This window comes from bacterium (assembly GCA_035454885.1).
Classification (GTDB): Bacteria; UBA10199; UBA10199; order JACPAL01.
The window spans coordinates 21142-35229 of sequence record DATIGE010000038.1 but is presented as its reverse complement, the minus strand read 5'-3'; the positions used below and the strand labels follow the sequence as shown (position 1 = coordinate 35229).

16 protein-coding genes are annotated in these 14088 nt (G+C 61.0%); 14 read left to right on the top strand and 2 right to left on the bottom strand.

All coding sequences use genetic code 11. The features are described 5' to 3' along the window. The first annotated feature begins 61 nt into the window (after positions 1-61). From VLJ37_06620 to VLJ37_06610, 3 genes are read left to right on the top strand one after another with little or no spacing between them, the layout of a single operon-like run. Positions 62-910, top strand: a complete 849-nt coding sequence (locus tag VLJ37_06620; protein HSA59343.1) for a TIGR02147 family protein — start codon at positions 62-64, stop codon at positions 908-910. Then, positions 907-1308 (top strand): hypothetical protein, encoded by a 402-nt coding sequence (locus tag VLJ37_06615; protein HSA59342.1) that lies wholly within the window; start codon positions 907-909, stop codon positions 1306-1308. The genes VLJ37_06620 and VLJ37_06615 overlap by 4 nt, the downstream gene beginning before the upstream one ends. Positions 1309-1326: 18 nt before the next feature. Continuing rightward, positions 1327-2628, top strand: coding sequence for a hypothetical protein (locus VLJ37_06610; GenBank protein ID HSA59341.1), 1302 nt, complete (start codon positions 1327-1329; stop codon positions 2626-2628). Between the two features lie 9 nt (positions 2629-2637). On the opposite strand, the gene VLJ37_06605 is transcribed toward VLJ37_06610, so the two are convergent. Further along, complete coding sequence (locus VLJ37_06605; protein ID HSA59340.1) at positions 2638-2943, bottom strand: hypothetical protein; 306 nt, start codon at positions 2941-2943, stop codon at positions 2638-2640. Between the two features lie 153 nt (positions 2944-3096). Between VLJ37_06605 and VLJ37_06600 the strand changes: the two genes are divergently transcribed. The 11 genes from VLJ37_06600 (at position 3097) to VLJ37_06550 (ending at position 13057) form a co-directional block, all read left to right on the top strand. Continuing rightward, the gene (locus tag VLJ37_06600; protein HSA59339.1) at positions 3097-5037 is read left to right on the top strand and encodes a hypothetical protein; all 1941 of its coding nucleotides are present in this window, start codon (positions 3097-3099) and stop codon (positions 5035-5037) included. After that, on the top strand, positions 5034-5666 hold the full coding sequence (locus VLJ37_06595; protein HSA59338.1) for an SUMF1/EgtB/PvdO family nonheme iron enzyme: 633 nt from the start codon (positions 5034-5036) through the stop codon (positions 5664-5666). Before VLJ37_06600 ends, VLJ37_06595 begins: the two co-directional genes overlap by 4 nt. A gap of 6 nt (positions 5667-5672) precedes the next feature. Continuing rightward, positions 5673-6971, top strand: a complete 1299-nt coding sequence (locus tag VLJ37_06590) for a serine/threonine-protein kinase (protein ID HSA59337.1) — start codon at positions 5673-5675, stop codon at positions 6969-6971. Between the two features lie 37 nt (positions 6972-7008). Then, positions 7009-7236 carry a DUF6290 family protein gene (locus VLJ37_06585; protein HSA59336.1) on the top strand — a complete coding sequence of 76 codons (228 nt, stop codon included), beginning with the start codon at positions 7009-7011 and terminating at the stop codon, positions 7234-7236. Next, positions 7236-7511, top strand: coding sequence for a type II toxin-antitoxin system RelE/ParE family toxin (locus VLJ37_06580; GenBank protein ID HSA59335.1), 276 nt, complete (start codon positions 7236-7238; stop codon positions 7509-7511). The genes VLJ37_06585 and VLJ37_06580 overlap by 1 nt, the downstream gene beginning before the upstream one ends. A 105-nt stretch (positions 7512-7616) precedes the next feature. Beyond that, the gene (locus VLJ37_06575; GenBank protein HSA59334.1) at positions 7617-8168 is read left to right on the top strand and encodes a hypothetical protein; all 552 of its coding nucleotides are present in this window, start codon (positions 7617-7619) and stop codon (positions 8166-8168) included. 34 nt (positions 8169-8202) lie between these two features. After that, on the top strand, positions 8203-8598 hold the full coding sequence (locus VLJ37_06570; GenBank protein HSA59333.1) for a hypothetical protein: 396 nt from the start codon (positions 8203-8205) through the stop codon (positions 8596-8598). A gap of 461 nt (positions 8599-9059) precedes the next feature. Beyond that, positions 9060-9938 (top strand): TIGR02147 family protein, encoded by an 879-nt coding sequence (locus VLJ37_06565; protein ID HSA59332.1) that lies wholly within the window; start codon positions 9060-9062, stop codon positions 9936-9938. Next, on the top strand, positions 9935-10621 hold the full coding sequence (locus tag VLJ37_06560) for a hypothetical protein (GenBank protein ID HSA59331.1): 687 nt from the start codon (positions 9935-9937) through the stop codon (positions 10619-10621). The genes VLJ37_06565 and VLJ37_06560 overlap by 4 nt, the downstream gene beginning before the upstream one ends. A gap of 511 nt (positions 10622-11132) precedes the next feature. Then, positions 11133-11369, top strand: coding sequence for a hypothetical protein (locus VLJ37_06555; protein ID HSA59330.1), 237 nt, complete (start codon positions 11133-11135; stop codon positions 11367-11369). A gap of 203 nt (positions 11370-11572) precedes the next feature. Continuing rightward, a complete protein-coding gene (locus VLJ37_06550; GenBank protein ID HSA59329.1) occupies positions 11573-13057 on the top strand; it encodes a hypothetical protein in 1485 nt (494 codons plus the stop codon). A gap of 19 nt (positions 13058-13076) precedes the next feature. Here the strand turns inward: VLJ37_06550 and VLJ37_06545 are convergent, their stop codons facing one another. Beyond that, on the bottom strand, positions 13077-14084 hold the full coding sequence (locus tag VLJ37_06545) for a hypothetical protein (protein HSA59328.1): 1008 nt from the start codon (positions 14082-14084) through the stop codon (positions 13077-13079). Positions 14085-14088: the final 4 nt, after the last annotated feature.

Here is a 14088-nt window from a genome sequence, read left to right as displayed (position 1 = left end):
AACGCATTAATTTAGTTATACATTAGCAACTTCTTCTATTTTCAGCCGAAAATGGAAAAGTATGCCGCCGAACCCTTCCATCTATGACTACCTGGACTACCGGGGTTTCCTGAAGGACCGGTTCCTGGAGATTAAGAAGAGGAATCCCCTCTTTTCCTACCAGTCGTTCAGTCGGCTCGCGGGCGCCCGGTCGACCAGCTTCTTGAAGCTCGTCATGGACGGCAAGCGGAACGTCTCCGACGAAGGCATCGGGATGATCGCCCGCGGCTTCCGCCTCTCCGAGCCGGAGCGGAAATATTTCGAGTGCCTCGTCAAATTCAACCAGGCCAAGATCCACGAGGAAAAAGACCGGTATTTCCGCGAACTCGCCAAGAACAAACGCTGGCTCGCGGCCAAACCCTTGGCCGCGGCCCAGTACCGCCTGCTCTCACATTGGTATTATGTCGCGATCCTGGAGCTTGTCCGGATCCCATCGGACCTTCCCAAGGACGCCTGCTGGATTCAGAAAAGACTCCGTCCCGAGGTGGAATTGAAGGAGGTCAAGGCGGCGGTTGCGGAGCTCGTCCGGCTCGATCTCCTGGCGCACGACAAGGAGGAGGGACTCGTCAGGAGCGAGGCAATGCTCGCGACAGAGGACGCCGTGCGCTCGCTTTCGGCCGTGAATTTCCATGCCCAGATGAGCCAGCTCGCCGCCAAGGCGGTGGCGGAGCAGAAGGCCCGCGAGCGGGAATTCACCACGCTCACGGTCGTGACCTCCGAAAAGGCCTTTCAAAGGGCGCGTGAGGAGATCCGCAAGTTCCGGGACCACCTGCATTCCATTCTCGAACAGGAGAACGAGGACCCCAAGGATTTTGTCGGCCACTTCAATCTGCAGCTCTTCCGCCTGAGCGAAAAGGAAACCCTGTCATGAGCGTCCTGCGCATCGCCCCCATCCTGATCCTCGCTCTTCTCGCCGGCTGCCTGGCCGAGACCTATCCCGGCGTCGTGGTCGGCAATCCCGATGAGGAGGGAACGTCGGTCCCGGGCACGCCCGGAGTGAGCCCCGACTTTGATTTCCCGAACGGCGGCTCCTATCAGCCCCCGCCTTCCGACGATCCGTCCTCCGGCGACGACCCCTCGACTCCGGGGTCGGTCGACAAGGAACCCGAGGAGGAGACCACCGCGGACGCGGGCGATCAGGAAGTCCCGGGCGGCGACCGGATCGGCGAGCCGGATCTGGAGGACCCGCCTCCCACGCCTTCCAGGCCTGAGTACGCCCAACCGGAGGGGACACTCCCGGACAGCATCATGATGGTCCAGGAGAATTGACCTGGGTCGGTTCAAGATATGACCTCTTTCAGACCGATCATTCCCTCGTATGCCGTGGCCGGCGCCCTCCACTTCTCGGAACACGGAATCATCGCCGAGCCGCCTGGTTCCGATACCGCGAGCCCGGCCGGACGGTCGATCTGCCATATTTGGAACGAGAGCGATCGCGGGCTCGCACAAAACGGAATCCGGACGGAACTAACCGAGGCCCTCAAGGACCTGGGCAGCGGGACGGGCGAGTCGAAACCGATCGAAACGGCATTGGTGAAGCTGGAAAGAAACCACGGCCTCGACGCCACCTTGCGGGCGACGGGATGGGCGGTCCTTCGGGACGGCGGCCGCGGATTGTGGCCCACGGCGGCGTTCCGGGAGGCGTGGCTCGCGTTCAAAAGGGATCGTCTCAATCCCGATGACTTGAAGGACCGCGCCTTGGAGCTCAAGAGAAAGGACGATTTTGCGAGCCTCTTCGCCCTGTCTCTCTCCTGCCAGGAGGTCCTGGACCGGGACTTAAGAGGATACATCGAAAAGAGCCGCCGGGTGCGTCTGGATCAACATCGCAAATTGGTCATCGCCGACGACCTCCGGCCATTCGACGACGAGGGGTTCCGATCGCTCCAGATGGTTGGTTCCTACCTCGGTGGCCGCCCCGACCTGCCTTGGGGGTCCGCGGATATCGAGAGCATCGGCCCGGCCATCCACTCCATTCTACTCAAGACTGCGGACGAGATCATCGAGCATGATGAGGAAAGAAAGCGCAAGGGTGATTCCGGGCTGACGCCTCGTATGGCGACCTGGGACGAACTCTACCGACCGGCCGTCGCGCTCGACGGGGGCCATGCGTTTCGGAATGCCGTTCATATCGCCCGGTGGATACGGGAAGGGATCTGGCAGCTACCCATGCCCGTCTCGGCCGCCCGCCTGAACATCGAATTGCCCTGCGACGAAGCCTCCACGCATCTGGCCTTGACGGCCCGTGCCCTCGCGCGCCTCGTCGCCGACGGGCACCATATATCGGCCAAGTTCACGATGAGCGACCACCGCGGCGACTTTTGGTACCGTCTCTGCATCTACGTTCCGACTTGCGCGATTCCCGCGACGATGAAGGCGTTTTTACCGTTGTTCTACGGCGAGAAACTGAGTTGGACGCAAAACCTGGTGGACGGGCATTTCCCGGGCGAGTTCAACATCCTCCTGCCCCGGTATTGCTCGCTGCGAGGGACCGGCGAGGGAGGGGTAACGACCTGGGCACAATTCAAAGAATCGCTCGCCGCGGTCGCCTCGCTCGGGATCACGCACCAAGTGTTGAGAACGCTCAAATGAGTCTCGGTCTCACGCCGTCTTCGGGCGACGGCTTTTCAGGAAAAGGACGACGCTCCCGGCCAGGAGGACTATCGCTCCTCCCGCCCCCATCATCCCCGATTGCTTGGCGTTGCTCAGCATGTCGAGGTCCAAGTCCATCCGGAACTTGATGTCCTCGAGGGCCTTCATGTCGTTCGTGTCCTGCATCGAGGCCATCGACCGGTCGACCATCCGCCGGTAATCGGCCGCGGACGAGAATCGGTCCAGGGCGTAGGCGACGCAGACGCCGCCCCCCAGAAAGAGAACGATCGCGAGCAGCAAGAGTCCTTTTTTCATGAGGGACCTCCTAGAAGATTGATCTTTTAGAATGAATGGGTTCGCTCATAAAGCATTTTCAAAAGAAAATGATTTCTCCCGCCGTCCTTCACATTCCTGCAACCTCCCGCGCGGATCATGCGATGGATGCGGCAAAGGACAAAAAACCATCCCATGATTTTATCGAACTTTCCTCTATCGCGCGTTTTCACTCAGGCCTTCGATCCCCTTCCTCCTCCGGACGGGAACGCGTTGTGCGTCAAGGACTACAGATCCGAATTGGCCGGAAGCGGAACGCCGAGCGAGAGACAAAGCGAACGGCGGATCGCCCCCGGAAAGGTCACGCTGACCTCGCGCATCCCCGGATCCGGCGAGGTCCCGAGCGGCAACTACCTGACCGAACCGGCATCCCCTGCGCAAACCACCGCTGCGCATGACGACCCCTTCGGCCTGCATCTCGAAACCGGCGCTCGGCAGAATTCTCAGGCGGCCGCGGCTCCGGCGGTCGAAGACGTCCGCCTGGCCGCGCCTTCCGAAGTCGATTTCGGTGAAATTCCCGTCGGCGAGGTTAACCGTCATAACGTTCACGTCTACAATCTTCACGGAACCGGCAGCGCCTATGTCGATGCGCTGCTCGCGGGCAGTCATGAAATTCAGTTGGGCCATAGGAGTTCCAATCGCCTGCGGCCGAGCCGCGAAGACCCCGGCATCCCGATTCCCCTCGTCTACCAACCGGCCAAAAGCGGGCCGTTGAACGCGAAACTGACCGTCAATGCGACGTGGGAGCCCTACACGGGCTGGGCGCACAAGACGGTCGAAATCCCGATCCGGGGAGCGGCCTACGTCCACGGCGAGGACCCTCCCTCCGTCGTCGCGGCCAGGCGCTTGAAGGAAGAAGAGGAAGCCAAAACGAAAAAGGCCGATGCCGCGCGGGCCACCGAGGTCCTCGCACGGATCGACGCCGATCAAGAGATCGCCAGGCCGTACCCGCAGAACGCCTTGAACAAACTCGACAACGCCTTCCTGCGAGCGAAGAACGCCCTCGAATATTTCAATGAGCGGCGCGAGATCGGTATCGGCGTGGCGGCGGAGGAAGCCGAGGCGTTCCGAAAAAAGCTTCCGAATGCGAGTTCGACCCTACTCTTCGACCTCGCGATGTACGCCCTGGACATGGCGACCTACGGGCTGTCCGGACAGGCGGCCCAAGTGGCCAAACTGCTTCTCAGCCGGAACGAAAAAACAACGGCTGTGGGGGCGCTTGTGGGCGACATGATCAAAGGCGGCATCCGAAGCGCGGGTCATTCGGTTCGGGACGCGCTGTTTCAAGGACCCACACGGCCCGGCACGGAGGACGCCGACCAGCCGCGCATTCGTTTCTTCGCCCTCCAACAGAATGCCTTGGTCAACTCGCGTGACGAACGGCGCGAGGCGCTGGTCCGCGCCCTGATTGCGCTCCGGCCATTGCTCCGAAGCGAGCACCCGGAGGAGGCCGCCGACGCCATGAACGCGATCGCCGAAACGCTCCGGACCACCTCCGCTACGGCCGTTCAGGAACAGGCGGACGCGTCGCGCTTCGCTTGGATGCGCTTCCTCGCCCAAACCGATCTGGGCTCGCTCGCCTCGGGCGAAGTCGATCTCCGAAGCGCCTTGAACCTGCCGAGGGAGCACGACCCTTTGCCCCGTTACGATGGCCTCCTCGATCTGGAAATCACCCTCGACTCCTTCAACCCGCTGGAGTCCGCCAAGATCACCCGCGCGAGGATGAACGGCGTCACGCCCGCGACGGCCGAGAGTTTGAGCACGACCGAACTCGGCCGGCTTCTGCAAAAGGGCGTCATCCTCCGCGTGCATTTTAAAGACCCGCGTCTGGCCGTCCTCAAGGCCGTCGTCGTCTTCGACGGGGACGACGTCGTCTTCGAGGACGACACGGCGCCGGCGGGCCGGGAGTCCGACTGGCTCTCGCGAATGGGCGGCTATACCGGACGGCCATCTCCCGAAAGGCAGAGATTGGGGGCGATCGCGCTGCGGGAGCGATTATTGAGGACCACAGTGCTCGGCGAATTGGGGTTGCAAGTGAAGACCGACCACCTACCGAGGAAGTGGGGCGAACCATGAGACTCGCCACGTTCGCCTCATCGGCCTTCTTGACGGGTCTCGCCGCCGAATTCGGCTGCGGCGGACCGGCGGCGCCGGCATCGGAATTGCGCGAAGTTTTTGTGCCGGCCGGTACATTCATCGCAGGAGCGGACTGCAACACGGCCAAGGTCGAGCCCGGTTGCGACCGGTCCTTTCGCGACCGCCGCTCTTCCATCGCCCTCGACGCGTTTTACATCGACCGCAATCTCGTCACGCGCGGCGAGTATGGGATGCCGGACCGCCTATTGCCCCCCCAATTCGCCGATCCGGAGGCCAACCGGTATATCGAGGGACTGGCCATCGTCACCTATGAGAAGGCCCAAGCTTATTGCGCGAAGCTCGGCAAACGCCTGCCGACGCCCGATGAGTTCGAGCGCATCGCCCGGGGCACCGACGGGCGCGTCACGCCCTGGGGGACGCGGGAGTCGCCGTGCTTAGGATCGCAGCTCACGCTCGGTTGTCTCGCCTACGTGGGTCCTGCGGGCGCCCGCTCCGTCGCCCACCTCCCGCAGTGGGTCGAAGGGGGTCTCGTTTACGGGGGCTATCATACATTCGAGGCCTTCAAAGGCGACGAGCCGGCCGCCTACGCCTTCCGCTGCGCCCGCTGAATCACTATGCCCATCACCTCAGTCATGTTGCCGGCCTTTCCCTTCGTCCTCGGACCCGCTCATTCCGGACATCGCTATCAAGGCATTACCAGGATCGCCGAGGGCGGCATGGGCGCCGTCTACCGCGGCCATCGCCTGGCGGCGGACCATCCGCCCGTGGCCATCAAGCTCTTGATCGACCGCTCCGAAAAGATGGCCGCGCGTTTCGAAAGGGAGATCGCAGTCGCAGAAGGCCTCGACCACCCCCACATCGTCCGGACCCTGGATCACGGCTGCGACGTAAGATTCGGCCCCTTCATCGTCATGGAACTGCTCACGGGGAGGACCTTGGACGAGGTCTTGGGCGGCCGGCCCTACGGCCGGCTCGCGGCCGAGGAAACCGCCGCGATCGTGTCTCAAATCTGCGGCGCCTTGGTCTATGCGCAATCGCGCGCTTTGGTGCATCGCGACATCAAGCCGGAAAACATCTTTATCCGCGGCGAAGATCCCTGGAGGCTGAAGGTCATGGATTTCGGCATCGCCCGCGCCTTTGACGCGGACGAAAAGGGAATCGGCCCGAGAAAAAAACTGACCGAGGCCGGAATCGCCGTCGGGACGTTCCGTTATATCGCGCCGGAGCAATGTTTGGGCAGGCCGGGACTCGCGTCGGACGTCTACGCCTTGGGCGTCATGACCTACCTGATGATCGAGGGACGTTATCCCTTCCCGGACCATTTGAGCGAGCCGGAGGATTTCGTCGCCTGGCACTTTCACGGCATTCCGAGGCCGATGACCGAATGCCGGTCTCCCGTCCTGCAGGACCTGGTCCTGAAAATGCTGGCCAAGAAACCGAAGGAGAGGCCCAGGCCGGACGAGATTCGAAAACATGTGAATGATATTCTGAATCCGGCCAGTCCGCCGGTTCCGGCGAGTCCCATTTCGGACGCGGAGACGGTGAGGATCACCGGCCCCATACCCCTCGCGGAAGCCGAGACGATCCGGCATCAAGCGCCGGGGATGGCCGGGTTTCATCCGAAGGCGGTACCCGTCATTCAGCTGCGCTCCGTCGAGGCGATCCCCCAAGCCATCGCGAATCCCGACGCCGACCGCACGGTCAAAACGCAAGACGCCCCGCCGCCGCCCAACTGGACGCCAAGAGCCGCCTCCGGGGAAATTGCCCGGCATTCGCCTCCGGCCCCCGACAAGGTCATCGTCGCATGGGACGCCCTGAAACCCCGACGCCCCGAAGCATCGCACTCGATTCTCGTCTTCGTCCTGCTTCTGTTGGCGGGTTGGATCCGAAAACTGGTCAGGAACCGGGAATAGACTTGTTTTTCCTTGGTAAATCTTGGATTATAAAGTCATGGGCGAAACCGTCACCCTCTCCACGGATATCGACGCCCAGGTCAAGAAGGCCGCGGTGGAGTTCTGCCGGCGGAGGGGGCTTAAGCTCCGCCACTTGGTCGAGCAGGCGCTGATCGAGCAGATCGAGGATGAAATGGATCTTGAGGCCTACCGCCAGCGGAAGTCCGAGGAGACGGTCCCGCTGGAGGACATCCTCTCCGCCCGAAGGAAGAGCCGCAAGTCCTGATGCCGTCCTACCGCATCGAGTTCGTCAAGAGCGCGAGGAAGGAGTTCGACGGGCTCCCCGCGAAAATCCAGCCCCGCGTCCTCGAGGCCCTTCAACTCCTCTCCACCAATCCCTTTTCAGAACTATTGAGATTCAAAAAACTGAAAGGCGCGGAGTCCCTCTACCGGGTGCGCGTGGGAGACTACCGGATCGTCTACGAAGTGCGCGGCGCCGTCCTCCTGATCCTCGTCATCAAGATCGGACATCGGAAGGACGTCTACCGGAATCTCCCCTAAAGTCTCCTTTTCAAAAGAAAATGATTTCCGCCCCACCGGTGTCTTCCCCCCGCACCTATCGTTCCTTCGCGGCGATAAGAAACGACAGAGATTATTATGACCATCATGTCCCCGTCCCCACTGCTCGCGCCAGCATTTCCGCCGCCGCTCGACTCCGCTCCCCCGCGCTTCGCTTTCGATTCCGCGCTGGACGGTGTTCCGCTTTCCGGCCCGGGGTCGTTATGCTCGATCCGCCGCGAGCCGGACTCTTTCGCGGGAGGCGCCTCGGAAGAAGGCGAACGACTGGATCTTTCCTCTGTGAGAAGCCTCACCGTCCTTTCCCGGGAACGCGGCGTCGATCTGCCCGTTCAAAAGTGGGAGTGGGAGAGGCGCGTCCCGAACGTCCTTCAACTGTCCGGCTTGGCGTTGGGCGCCGCCCTCGGACCCGCCGGGGTGATCGACATCCTGATATTCGCCACGCTTCTGACGCTGCCTTGCCGCTACGGAACTCTGGTCTCCTCCATGAAGTGGGAACGCGACCTCCGAGGGTCGGACCGGGACCTCGCCAAGATCAGGAACGAGATCGGAGGAATGATCGGTGGTTTCGCGATTGCCGAAGCCGAAGCGGCGCGGCCCGGAAGAAATACGAGGGACACCTGTACGCCTGGAAGACGATAGCGGCCACCCTTGAACTTTTCAAAACCACGGAATCATGGTCATCCCTCCTCCGGCATTTCCGCGCATTCCCCTGTTGCCGCAAGCCGCGCCGCCTCAGGAAACGGCTCTCCCGTGCCTCCCCGACGGGACCGCGATTTCGACCGCCCTCGTTCGGGCGGATAATTCCTTCTCGGCGAACAGCTTGATACTCCGCAAGGAGATCCTTCGCCCGCCACCCCCGCCCGTGTTGACCGGCATGGGCATCGGCGCCAATTTTTTCGCGGTCTTAGCCTTCTGGGACCTGGTCATGGGCGCTTCGGGCTTGCTGGGTGCGGGCGTCGCCGTCTTTGCCGTCTGCACGTCGGCGGGCCTCGCCTGGGAGCTCCCCCGGCACGCCCGACACAAGATCGCAAGCCCAGTTTTCCAACCCCGCTTGAAGGAATCGAAATAGCCCGTCATTTTCAAAGGAGGTCCTATGCCCGTCGTTCCCAGTCTTGTTCCCGCGCTTTCCTCGGCGCCCTACCCTACTCGACGCCTTGGCCACCCGGTCCTCTTCGCATTGGAATTCGTCCCGCGGAGGCTCGCCGTCCCCCCAGGAGTAGCAGGGCGCTGATTTCGTCGGGGATGACGGATACGATGGTGTCGCCCATGGCTCGTCCCTGCGTGCTGACGGAGAAAGTCTCGCAGCGGAGGATAAGAAAGCATCCCCAATTCGGATCACGGGAATTCAAAATGTTTTCCCGAGAAAACAGCACGGCACCGAGGAGGAGCAAGACGGGATCATCGGCTAGATTTTATGAAAATTTAATAATATCAAATAAGTGGTCGAGTTCATATTTATGTTTATTATTTGAAACAGTCTATTTTTGATTTTGATAAGCAACGTTCTCTCGTTCTCCGCCGAAAACATCCTTGAAGCGGCGTCTGCTCCGTTTCATGGGAACCGAGGCGATGAACTCGATCTACGACTACACCGGCTACCGGGCGTTTCTGCGCGACCGATTCGCGGAGATGAAACGGAAGAACCCGCTCTTCTCCTACCGCTCATTCAACCGGCTGGCGGGGGTGAAGTCGTCCGGGTTCCTCAAGCTCGTCATAGACGGGAAGAGGAACCTCGCGGACAAAGGCATCCGGATGATCGCCCAGGGCTTCCGCCTGAGCGAGCCAGAGCGGAGGTACTTCGAGTGCCTCGTCAAGTTCAACCAGGCCGCGACCAGCGCGGAAAAGAACCGCTGGTTCCGCGAACTGACCCAGAACAAGCGCTTCCTCGCCGCCAAGCCCGTTACCGCCGCGCAGTTCTCCCTGTTTTCGCACTGGTATTACGTCGCCATTCTCGAATTGATCCGCGTGCCTTCGGACGGCCCCAAGGGACTGGAATGGATTCAGGCCCGCATCCATCCTGAGATCGGGCTTCGCGATCTTAAAAAAGCGATCGCCGACCTCACGGCCCTGGACCTCATCGAAGAGGACCCACGGGAGGGTCTCCGGCGGAAGGAGTTCATGCTGACGACGCCGGACGAGGTGAAGTCGCTTTCGGTCACCAACTTTCACGTCCAGATGAGCGAGCTCGCCGCGCGGACGGTCCTGCGGGAAAAGGTCCACGACCGGGAATTCTCCGCCTTGACCGTCGTCATGTCGGAGGACGGATTTCAGAAAGCGAAGGAAGAGATCCAAAAATTCCGCAAGAAGCTGCATTCCCTCCTCGAACAGGAGGACGGAAGGCCAAAGAATTTCGTCGGACACATCAATCTCCAACTCTTCAAACTCAGCAAACTCGGGGAGGCCGCATGAAAAGCCGCATCGCAATCGCCCTTCTGGGGCTCTCCCTTTTTGCGGCCGCCAGTTGCAACACCCGGCCGAGTCCGGGCATCGAGGCGGGCAATCCGGACATCGACGTCAAATCCATCCGGGTCGTCACGTCCGCGGCGGTCTATGATATCTCCTTTGTGGACGAATCGACCGCGGTCGTCGCGCGCACCTCCTCGGGAGCGGACGCCGAGTCCGTGGCGGTCCCGTACCGGCGGGAAGGGATGGCCTTGAATCTCGAGGCCGGCTTTGAGGATGGAGAAGATGCGGAAGTCTCCACGATCGTCGACGGCGGCGGCAACATCGTCTCCGGAGTCTTGAAGATCAACGGAGAGCCGGTCACCGCCTGCTTCGAGGTGCCGGGGCTTTCTCCGAAATGTCCGGAGTCCGGCACCGGCCCTGAAGATTCGGTCGATTCCCCGGCGCTGGTGGCCCCTACCGAAGGAACCTGGGGGGAAGACGCTCCAATGACCTATGAGGTCGGAGAGCACTCCGTCAAGCCTTCCGAAACCCCCACGGATTCCGTGAAGGGAGCGGCGGAAAACTTCGACCAGCCGCAACTCTCGGGTCTCGGCGGCGGGGAACCCGAGCCGGCGAGCCTCCCCTTCTTGGCCCCTACGAAGACCGCTCCCGCCATCCCCCATCGCCCTCTTCAATTGGCGCGATAAAAGAACAATTCCTACTCAATCTCGGTCGGTATTGGATCTTCGATTAAGAGTCCTTCTTCAGGACTCTTTGCGATAGGTCGCCTAATTCTCTCCGGTGAGCGCTCCGGTTTGAAGCGGCGTGTTTCTTCTCGGGATCTCTCATGCCGATCGCCCACTGGAACGCTCTTTGTCCGGAGCGACCCGTGACAGATCAACAAAAACATCCGATAAAGCTCGGTGGTTCGGCAAGACAACCCTGCACCCTCGGAGACCTCTCTGAGAGTCTTGGTGAATTCCCTGCATCGGACGCCGTCGTCCAGCGAAGTATAAGCACAGAAATGATTTAACAGATTGGCCGTCACCTTCGTTTCGTCTCCCATATTGTCCTCCCTTTTGATGGCGGCTTCGAGGGAATCAACAAAAGGTCGTGATGGCAAGTCTCCTCGACCTTTTCCGTTTTCTCTAGGAAACGGTTTCCGATCCATCTCCGACATTTCACAACACCAAACCATTCACGACTACGAGGCTCTATTTGGAGGATTTTTTCGAAAGGAAAGGCGGCAAGATCGCGGTCAACCTGGGGACGATGGCCGACGGCGACAGCGCTGAAATCACGATCGTGGTCTCCCTGATCGACGCGGGCGACGTGACCAACACCGCCACGGTCGCCGTCGCCGGGCAGGCCATCGACGAGGTCGCGACCAATAATGCAGCCGCGGTGACCGTCACGTCGCCTTCCGGCGGCGGCGGTTGCCAGTTGGTGCGTTAACGTCTCGCGGCAGGAATCCCCCATCAGCTCATCGCCAAAGCCAAAAGTATGGGACACTTCGAGCCCGTTCAGATTCACCGCACCTCTTGGACCGTAAATGACAGGAGATTGTTTTCTTAGGAAAACACTTTGCGCCTGTCTTTTGCTTTCATCCGAATCAAAACGACGTCCAGGACGATGCCTTTCTCAAAAGGGGCCTAAGTATGATTTCCATCACTGCCCTCGCGACGCCGGCGTCCGTCTATACATCCTGGGTTTTCGCCCAAATGGAGCAGGTGGGTTCTATTCCGAAGGCAACACCCGCCCACGAGGCGTATCGACTCATTCGGGAGCGTCCCGACCGCTTTCTTGAACGCCTCATCTCACACGGTCAATCCCCTCAAGACGCGCTTCACCGGTTTCACAATGATGGCATGCGGAAGGGTCTTCGCATTTTCTTTCCGGCCCCAGCCTTGGAAGTCCCCCAGAAGAGTCAGGATGGCGGGCAACGGAGCGCCGCGGAGATCGCAAGGCGGTATTTCGATGGCCTCCAGGACCTGCTGTTGAAGGGCGCCCTGATTCTCGAGGGGAAACCTGGCTCTCTCTCGTGGCGGGAGATGGCACGATTTGAGACGCGCCTCTCAAGAGCCCAGCGTTCCCGAAACAAGTGGAACAATCTGAACGAGCTGATGTGGAGCTGGATGTATCGGAGGCAGGTCGATCAGGCGCTTCCGCTGACGAAACGTATGATTTCGGTGACACGGGAAATCGCTCCCGAGGTCATTCCCCAAGCCGTCCTTAATGTCACGAACTGGCTCGACAGCGAGGCCGTTTCCAAGCCGAAGACAAAGCCGATCCTCGCAGCCCTCCTGGAGGCGGCCCGGGATCTGCCCGCAGAGAAATTCCGGGCCCAATGCCTCGCTCGAATCGGAAGGTCCTTCTCGAGGATCAGAGAACAGACTTCCGCCCTCCGACTTTGCATGGAGGCCATCGATGATCTGTTCATGGAAAAAGGCTGGTCCCTGGAACTCGTCTATCGGCAGGCCGCCATAGTCCTTGCGGAGGCACCCCCAAGCCGGACTCGTGGGGAACTTCAGAGCGCCCTGGGCCTGGCGCTGGCCGACCTCGATCTGACAGAAAATAAAAGAGGATTCGTCGAAGCCACCGGCTACTACGCCTATTCGTTGGCCCGCGTTGGAGACTGGCAGGAGGCGATTTTATATTTTAATGATGCCATCTCGAAGCTGGAAAGGGATTGGTCACGCTACGGCGATCCCTGGGTCATCGCGAGATTGGCGGGCGCCGTCGCCGAGTCCGGGCTCCAGCCCGAAGCGAGCCGCTATCTCGAACGCCTCATCAACCTGACGCGGGAAAAAGTGGCGAAGCGGGATCTGACCACTGCTGCGCCGGTCCTCGTATACGGTCTTCATCGATTCGGCGAAGGCAACAAGGCCATCGCGCTTTTCGACGAATCGGTCCGGATTCTCGGGGGCTATCGTTCCGCCGCCGATTTGATTCAAAGGATTGCCAACTGTTGGGATCAAAACACCCCGAGGGAGACCTTGGTCCCCCTCTTCCTTCGGCTGATCGCCTCGGCATCGACCCTTCGAGATCGAGGCATACGCGTCGAAACAGCCGAGCATCTGGCCTCCACCCTGCAGAAACTGGATCTCTACCACCTCTTCTCGAATCATTCTTTGTTTAAGTGAATCTCCTCCCAAATCGTTTTCACGCCCGCTTCCGATAGACCTCCTTCGCAAACGCGTGGAGAACCGCCTTCCCGCGTGGATGCCCTTCGAAATCCTCGCGCAGCCGGGCGTAGAAATCGTCGACGAAGCTCTTGATGTCCTCCGTGGACTCCCGGCCAAGATAGGCGTTCATCTGGCGAAAGAGCCTCTCATAGAGAAGCCCGGGCGAAAAGTGCCGGGCGTCCATCTGGTCGTCGAAGGGACCCTCCAGGGCGATCTCCTCGATTCCGTCCCGCCTCGGGACCGAAACCCCGACCTTTTGAAGACAGTCGAAGACGGCGACCAAATCCCGGCGGATCGCGGCCGGGATCCGGGCAAGACGGAGGGCATGGAGGAGATCGTGCAACGCGCCGATGTAAGGATGCTGGGCCTTGCGTCCGTGAACGTCGTAGGGCGCCGCGTCCAGGCGCCAAGGCCGGCGATTCTCCATCAGGAACGCCCGCACCTCCAGAGCTGTGCTGGCCGTGGCTGTCGGCTGCACGCCCATGGCCTGGCCGTCGCCGAAGACCGCCAGAGCCCCGAGATAAGCGGACGGCGGCGGAAATCGCAGGATGACGGGCCCGGACGGGAGATATTCGAAAAGGAAATCCCGGACGCCCAGGAATTCGCCCAGCTTCCGGAGAAGGTCCTCCAGAAAGGGGCCCTCTCCATTGAGAAAGATCCGGCCGAAGGCGTACCAGTCGTTCTTGGAGATCTTCACGACGTCGATCAATTCGCGCTCACCCTTTCCGAACAAGGCCGCCGCCGCGCGCGACGGCGCGGGACGGTGCGACGCCTGCCCGCCGCAATAGTCCAGCTCATCCAGAAAATCCTCCTCCAGGGACTGCATGAGGTATTGGGATGCGCGGAGGACCTCTTCGTCCGTGCGGCTTTTTTGCAAGACCTCGGAACAGATCGGTTGAAGGGCGAGAGGAAAGGCGGAGTCGGCGAGAGGGATCTTTTCCAGCATCTGCGCCACGAAGAGCCCATTGGCGGCGGACAGCGGCATGGCT

Coding starts and splice junctions, on each gene's coding strand:
- VLJ37_06620 (HSA59343.1), top strand. CDS start 62: ATGCCGCCGAACCCTTCCATCTATGACTACCTGGACTACCGGGGTTTC.
- VLJ37_06615 (HSA59342.1), top strand. CDS start 907: ATGAGCGTCCTGCGCATCGCCCCCATCCTGATCCTCGCTCTTCTCGCC.
- VLJ37_06610 (HSA59341.1), top strand. CDS start 1,327: ATGACCTCTTTCAGACCGATCATTCCCTCGTATGCCGTGGCCGGCGCC.
- VLJ37_06605 (HSA59340.1), bottom strand. CDS start 2,943: ATGAAAAAAGGACTCTTGCTGCTCGCGATCGTTCTCTTTCTGGGGGGC.
- VLJ37_06600 (HSA59339.1), top strand. CDS start 3,097: ATGATTTTATCGAACTTTCCTCTATCGCGCGTTTTCACTCAGGCCTTC.
- VLJ37_06595 (HSA59338.1), top strand. CDS start 5,034: ATGAGACTCGCCACGTTCGCCTCATCGGCCTTCTTGACGGGTCTCGCC.
- VLJ37_06590 (HSA59337.1), top strand. CDS start 5,673: ATGCCCATCACCTCAGTCATGTTGCCGGCCTTTCCCTTCGTCCTCGGA.
- VLJ37_06585 (HSA59336.1), top strand. CDS start 7,009: ATGGGCGAAACCGTCACCCTCTCCACGGATATCGACGCCCAGGTCAAG.
- VLJ37_06580 (HSA59335.1), top strand. CDS start 7,236: ATGCCGTCCTACCGCATCGAGTTCGTCAAGAGCGCGAGGAAGGAGTTC.
- VLJ37_06575 (HSA59334.1), top strand. CDS start 7,617: ATGTCCCCGTCCCCACTGCTCGCGCCAGCATTTCCGCCGCCGCTCGAC.
- VLJ37_06570 (HSA59333.1), top strand. CDS start 8,203: ATGGTCATCCCTCCTCCGGCATTTCCGCGCATTCCCCTGTTGCCGCAA.
- VLJ37_06560 (HSA59331.1), top strand. CDS start 9,935: ATGAAAAGCCGCATCGCAATCGCCCTTCTGGGGCTCTCCCTTTTTGCG.
- VLJ37_06550 (HSA59329.1), top strand. CDS start 11,573: ATGATTTCCATCACTGCCCTCGCGACGCCGGCGTCCGTCTATACATCC.
- VLJ37_06545 (HSA59328.1), bottom strand. CDS start 14,084: ATGCCGCTGTCCGCCGCCAATGGGCTCTTCGTGGCGCAGATGCTGGAA.